We start from the raw sequence: 4,532 nt of genomic DNA, 5'->3' as shown, positions 1-4,532 counted from the left end.
TCATCGTCTGGACAGTTAAGCTAGTCTTGGGAGACTTGGCTCTGATGGTTATGTACGGACTGATTACCGTGATTCACCATCAAACGAATCGCACAATTTTTTTCCCCGCGAAGTAAAAATCCCAAACTTATTAGGTAATGCATGTCTATCCACCAATGAGAGTGACATATAATTAAGAATACGAGTTTTACCAACACCATTACTTCCAATTAAAACATGGACATTAGTTGGTGGATTTGATTCAGGTTCAACCTCAAAGTTCAGAACAATCCAAGGAGTTGAACTACCATCTTGATTTTGAACTTGATAGGAAAAATCATACGCAGATAGTCTCGCCCCTCCATCTAACAAACGGCGAAACTGTCCACTTACAGACATAGGGGTAACATTCCTAAGCAATGAAACTTTGGTTACTCTTTCTTCAATGGCTTTATTAAATAGTGACAGATCTGCAACAATATCTCTCAGACCGTTTAAAATTTGATATCGTATAGATGTATTAAGTTGCATTAATCCTGCATAATAGCTTTCTTCTTGCCCAAGAGAGAAAAATCTATCATCTAAAACATCGAATCCCTCTGGTATTTGAGGACTGCGATCTCCACTTTTCTGCATACCAAACTGTCCAATTTTGACAGTTCCAAGTAAATGTGATACACCTGCTTCGTCAAATACTTGCAACAAGAATGAAGTTTTAAAATGAAAATCGTCCCAATTATCCCTAATTAAAAAAGCTTTAGGGAAATTTGAAGATGAGGTTAGAGGAGATCTTGAAGAATGAACATTAAAAAACATAGTTTAAATTCAACTGTCAAGCACTTGTTTCGTTAGTAATTAAATCCCGTAAAATCTTGACTTGGAGCCATCCGTGTCACCATTATTTTTGAATTGCTTGCATGATAAATTCTTGCACAGAAAAACCTGTTTGATTTGCCTGTAATGCAACTTCATTGGATACTTCAATAGTAACTTGCATCGCTTTCGACCGTTAACTATAAATTTAAAAGCTTATATTCTCTGATTTTAGCGCAAAAAATTGCGATCGCCTTGCTAATTCGTAATGATTGATATATATAGGCGATCGCTATCTTTATGGCAGAACCTCACCCAACCCAAACTGCGTAAAATGATGGTCAAAAGTAAACGCCTTATTAATTCCTAGCTTTTCCATTACCACCTTGCTAGAACAATCCGTAAAACTCCACTCCTTATCCGAAAACCTTTGAAATACTTGCCAAGTTTCCTTAATATCATCTTCCGTCAAATAATAAATCGTGCATAGCGCATTAGCAAAGAACGCCTCGCCGAGATTACTTGCCCTTACCGTTTCACCTCTTGCTCTCAGAAGTGTCAAAGTCTCATCCACAACATAATCTGTAGTCAGAAGTACTTGGTTATTCGCGTTCAGCCATCTTGAAGCCCTCAAATGATTTTTATCAGAAGGAACCACACAAGCAAACCAAGCACTTGTATCGACAAGTATCATAAATATTATTGACCATCTTGAACTGAATAGAGAACTGCATCGTGATCTTCACCAGAAAATGTTTTTGTATCACCGATGATTGGTAAAGCTGCAATTCTAGCTAAAATATCTTTCGGAGATTTAGGAGTCAAATCACGCTTAAAAATGACTACTTCAACATGACACCCTTCGTCTAATTCGATAGGCTCAATCAAGCGCAATATCCCTTTCTCATAAACCGCCTCAAAAGTTCTAGGCATATGTTTCAACCCTGAAAGTCTATGTAATTATTGCCTAAAGTCTTAGTTGCAATGCATACAGATTTATATGTCTTGATTTTACCTCAAAAAAATGCGATCGCTTTGCCAATTTGTGATGATAGATTTAGGCGATTGCAGTGATCGCGACCTGTTGAACCACTAGATTAATAACGCCTCAATTTTGCCGATAACTTCATTGGTAATATGCTCTGAAGCCTTCTCAATAAAATCAATCTTTCTCGCTTGCCAATCCAAACTCTTAATCTGATCCGCAAGAATCACTCCCTTAGTCTTAGTATCCGTGAGCAGAACTTCAAACTTCCATCCCTTAGTTTTAGAAGTGATCGGACAAAGTAGAGCCAAGCTTGAACGTTGGTTATAGGCGATCGGCGAAATCACAAAAGCAGGACGATGCCAAGATTGTTCATGCCCAGACGGTGGATCAAAATCTAGCCAAACAATATCACCACGATCTGGAATGTATAGCTTTACCATGCTTCATTCCCAACAAAAACACCCGTGGAAACTTCTGCATGGAGATGCTCAGAAGTCATGCCATCCAGTAATTCATCTAGGGTATATTTCTTGCGCCGATGCGGTGTCAAAACAATCTTGCCATCAATAATCTCAATATTGATTTCGCTTCCAGCTTGAATTTGCACCTGTTCAGCTATAGCTTGAGGAATGCGTACAGCTAAACTATTACCCCACTTAGCGATCGCGGCAGTCATAAAAATTACCGTCAATGTATCTATATTGTATCTACATTAGCTTGATTCTCGGCTCATATCGGCATTAGTAAGATAAATTTACGATCTTTGGTTTCTTGGATGCAATCGCCATGCTAATTCGTGATGATCGATATAGGCGATCGCCCCACAAGATGCGATCAGATCCTTTAAACTGGAATAACTCTTAGATTTTCTGTCTTTTTTCAAATATTTTCAAAGCTAATGCCAAGTCCGACCCATTTACCCGAAGCCATTGATCGCATCGTCCAGCGATTTCAAAGGCTCACCGATCCCAAACAACGTTACGAACAATTGATTTTGTACGGAAAGAAATTAGCCGAATTTCCAGAAGCGCTCAAAACACCAGAAAACAAGGTGCAAGGATGTGTTTCACAAGTGTTTGTAGTTGCCGAGTTAGATGAAAATGAGCATGTTGTGTTTGCTGGCGACTCTGATGCCCTGATTAGTAAAGGTTTTGTCGGTTTATTAGCAATCTGTATGGGTGGTTTGACTCAAAAAGAGATTGAGTTGCTCACACCTGATTTTATTAAAGACACAGGTTTAGTAGCGAGTCTTACGCCTTCAAGAGCCAATGGTTTTTATAACGTATTCAAGAAAATGCAACAACAGGCGATCGAGATTGAATTGCCCAGTGTTCGCTAAATTCACCAAAACAAGAGGCTTAAGCCCCTTGTCAGTCTAAACAAAAAGCCTCGTATTGCGAGGCTTTTTGTTTAGACCGTTACCGTAATCGGACTAGTTGTTGATACCATCGCCGCGAGAACTTGGCTAGGAGATACGCTAAAGGGCAATCGATGAATATCAGAATTTGGCTGACAGGCGATCGCGGCGATCTGCTCTAACTCAGCAAGCGTGACTTGGCTTAAGCCCAAATCAGCGAGGGTCGTCGGCAACCCAATCTCTTGGTAAAACTTCAGCAATTGATGACGCGATGAGGCGGCGAGTTGATTGCCTTGAAATTCTTCTAAGCGCAGTTGCACCAGAATGCCATAGGCAACCTTTTCACCATGCAAAGTGCCATGGGTTTGATGTAAATGTGTTAGGGCATTATGAATTGCATGAGCCGCAACGGTGCGGCAGTTTGCGCCGCCGATCCCACCGATCGCCCCAGCAAGACAGACCGTTGCATCAACGACTTCGCGCCATAGGTTGCGATTAGGATTAGCGATCGCCTCGGCAGATTTTTGGAACAAAATATCGCGCAAGATTCGCGCTTCTTGCACAGCCGCAATCACCATCGTTTTGTCACTGCTGCCACTGCTGACGGAGGACTCGTACCATTTGGCGATCGCATCGCCAATTCCTGAAACAAGGGTGCGTTTAGGAGCCGTAGCAATCACATCATAATCAACGATCATCAAGTCTGGACAGCGATCGAGGGTCACATCATAGTCAAATGCGCCATCAGCATCATAGACATTGCTAAGGGCTGTCCAAGCCGCACAGGTTGCACCAGTTGTCGGAACAGTAGCGATCGGTAATTTGTGCTGATGCGCGATCAGCTTTGCGGTATCTAAAACCTTGCCGCCGCCAATACCAACAATTACGTGAGGGTTTTCTTGTTGAACGATTTGACTCAACAGAGCCAGATTTGCATCGTTACAATCAGCGATCGCCTCAGCATAGATAATTTCCAGATCAGTATTTTGGAGATAGCTGGTGGTGACTTGCTTTGCGGTTTCCCCAGCAATGACTAACACCTTATTTCCATAGCGCGATAAATATTTTGGGAGTTGCGCTAAAATCCCGTTTCCCCGTAAAAGTTGAGATGGGGCGATCGCCAAAATCGGTAATGCTTCCACCATAGTTGTGTCTGACATTTAGGTTAAGACATGGTAAACATAAGTTCTATTCTATCTCTTCTATAGCGATGTAAGTTTTGCTTAGGACATAAAACCCAAAAGATGAGTGGCGGCGCGAAGCGCCGCCACTCATCTTTTGCTAAAAAGGTAAGAATAGGCGGCGCGAAGCGCCGCCTATCCTTACCTTTTTAGGACTACCAGCTTTTTAGATTTGGTGAGTGAAGAGGAATTGTGATCAAAATCTCAGTAAACT

Annotated in this window: 8 protein-coding genes; 1 reads left to right on the top strand and 7 read right to left on the bottom strand. The window is 41.5% G+C overall.

Going from position 1 to position 4,532, the window contains the following annotated elements; translation table 11 throughout:
* Positions 1-63: 63 nt before the first annotated feature.
* From B9G53_RS00530 to B9G53_RS28250, 6 genes are all read right to left on the bottom strand, one after another.
* Entirely contained in the window at positions 64-795 is a 732-nt protein-coding gene (locus B9G53_RS00530) for a hypothetical protein (protein ID WP_094528375.1), read from the bottom strand.
* Positions 796-1,090: 295 nt separating this feature from the next.
* Complete coding sequence (locus B9G53_RS00525; RefSeq protein ID WP_094528374.1) at positions 1,091-1,486, bottom strand: type II toxin-antitoxin system VapC family toxin; 396 nt, start codon at positions 1,484-1,486, stop codon at positions 1,091-1,093.
* A 5-nt stretch (positions 1,487-1,491) separates the two neighbouring features.
* Positions 1,492-1,725 carry an antitoxin family protein gene (locus B9G53_RS00520; protein WP_094528373.1) on the bottom strand — a complete coding sequence of 78 codons (234 nt, stop codon included), beginning with the start codon at positions 1,723-1,725 and terminating at the stop codon, positions 1,492-1,494.
* A 159-nt stretch (positions 1,726-1,884) separates the two neighbouring features.
* Positions 1,885-2,220, bottom strand: a complete 336-nt coding sequence (gene mazF, locus B9G53_RS00515; protein WP_094528372.1) for an endoribonuclease MazF — start codon at positions 2,218-2,220, stop codon at positions 1,885-1,887.
* Entirely contained in the window at positions 2,214-2,456 is a 243-nt protein-coding gene (locus B9G53_RS00510; RefSeq protein WP_094528371.1) for an AbrB/MazE/SpoVT family DNA-binding domain-containing protein, read from the bottom strand. Before B9G53_RS00510 ends, mazF begins: the two co-directional genes overlap by 7 nt.
* A gap of 78 nt (positions 2,457-2,534) precedes the next feature.
* Entirely contained in the window at positions 2,535-2,663 is a 129-nt protein-coding gene (locus B9G53_RS28250; protein ID WP_254923489.1) for a hypothetical protein, read from the bottom strand.
* Positions 2,664-2,678: 15 nt separating this feature from the next.
* Between B9G53_RS28250 and B9G53_RS00505 the strand changes: the two genes are divergently transcribed.
* Positions 2,679-3,119, top strand: a complete 441-nt coding sequence (locus tag B9G53_RS00505; protein WP_094528370.1) for a SufE family protein — start codon at positions 2,679-2,681, stop codon at positions 3,117-3,119.
* Positions 3,120-3,190: 71 nt separating this feature from the next.
* Here the strand turns inward: B9G53_RS00505 and B9G53_RS00500 are convergent, their stop codons facing one another.
* Complete coding sequence (locus tag B9G53_RS00500) at positions 3,191-4,297, bottom strand: iron-containing alcohol dehydrogenase family protein (protein ID WP_254923488.1); 1,107 nt, start codon at positions 4,295-4,297, stop codon at positions 3,191-3,193.
* Positions 4,298-4,532: the final 235 nt, after the last annotated feature.

Origin of the sequence: Pseudanabaena sp. SR411 (assembly GCF_002251945.1) — a bacterium.
Taxonomy (GTDB): domain Bacteria; phylum Cyanobacteriota; class Cyanobacteriia; order Pseudanabaenales; family Pseudanabaenaceae; genus Pseudanabaena.
Note: the sequence above shows the minus strand (reverse complement) of the source record. Positions and strands in the feature narration are given on the sequence as shown.